Annotated in this window: 1 protein-coding gene; it reads right to left on the reverse strand. The window is 61.5% G+C overall.

The annotated features are described in order from the left end of the window. Positions 1-2: 2 nt before the first annotated feature. Positions 3-1451 (reverse strand): IS4 family transposase (locus tag CVM73_RS38665; protein WP_208639292.1); only part of this gene is annotated, 1449 nt, incomplete at its 5' end.

Consider the following 1451-nt stretch of genomic DNA (forward strand, 5'->3'; position numbering starts at 1 on the left):
GGCTAAGGCGTGCACATATCTCGGAGCCTCCAACCGGCTGACATTTGCTTGAAGCGGTGCCACCCTCTGCGCATAGTGATGGGACCTGGTGGCCGCTCCGAGGCGTAGCCGGTCCATCCTCCGAGGCGAGCGATGATCCATGCGAGCCATGCGACAGAGTGCTTGGAGTGAGGGTTCTTTTGCTTGTCAGTCCTGCCTTCGAGCTGGACCTGCAAGGTTTCGAGGATCGGCAGTTGGTCCGGAGGCACCACGTCGGTGGCGGGGCGGTCGACCGTGCCATCACGGGCGAGGACGAGCTGCATGATCTTGGTAGCTGCCGTCATCGCGATGGCAGCGAGCTTGAACAATGCCTCAGCCGCCTCGACTTGGCTGCTCTCGATGTCGAGGCCTTGGCTTTTGCTGGTGCGGAACAACTGCTCGATGTGCCAGCGCTGACGGTACCAATCAACGATCTGCAGCGCCTGCTTCACGGTCGTCACCGTATGAGTGGTGAGAAGGCGCCAGTGGATCGGCTCCTCGATAACGGGATCCAGTTCCTTCACTTCAACCAAGCGCAACGTCAATTGACGCGCAGCTTTCCGGTCGCTGCAGTTGGCCGGGCGCTTGATGGTCACCTCGCCAAAGCGCAGTGCGATCTTGGCCGTTCGTGCCGCACGGCCGGGCTGTGCCCGAACCGCCAAGTCGAAGCTATGCTGGACCGGCCAGTTTTCGGCAATATCAAACAGCTTTCCGCCGCCCACCAGGGCGCGATCGCGACAGGCACGTGTAAGCAAATGGGTCCGTGCGTCAGGAATCCGGTCAAATTCCTCGTAAATGTCGCTCTCACGGTCGCCAATCACCGTGACCATCGCCGCAGCAGCAAGCGCACTCTTGGCGTCGGCCGCGCTCTTTATCCAACGATAGGACTCCTTCTCTTCGATTGGCTGGCTCTGGTAATCGGGCGACGCAGCCCCCTGGCGCGTCCAAATCTGCATCCCAGCGAGCCCGAGCAAGGCTCTGCTCCCGGCATCAACGGCCAACACCGGATGCACAAACAAGCCTGGGTCAATCCCGTTCCCGGAAGGGCCAAGGCCGCGGACCCGGCCCGCATGCCTCGCGTAGTTCAGCTCCGTCGTGTCCTGGATCGCAAGCACATGCAGGCCTGCACACCGCTTCGACAGCACCTCTGCGCCATGCCCGACGATCTCGTCCACCGTTACGCTCGGATTGTTCAGCCACCGGCTGAAGCCGACCCATTCGGCGCGGCCATCGGCCGCTGCTCGCAGGTTCATCGTCACGCGTTCGACGGCGCGCCGCAACAACAGCGCCCCCTTTTGGCCAGTCGAACGTCTCCAAAACGGCCGACCGACCAATCCATTCCTGCCTTCAATGCGGTCATCCTTCTCAACCGCACTGCAAAGAATCAGACTCGATTCACTCAAGGCAAGAAAAATCTGTGCACGCCTTAGCCC

The organism is Bradyrhizobium forestalis (genome assembly GCF_002795245.1).
GTDB classification, from domain to species: domain Bacteria; phylum Pseudomonadota; class Alphaproteobacteria; order Rhizobiales; family Xanthobacteraceae; genus Bradyrhizobium; species Bradyrhizobium forestalis.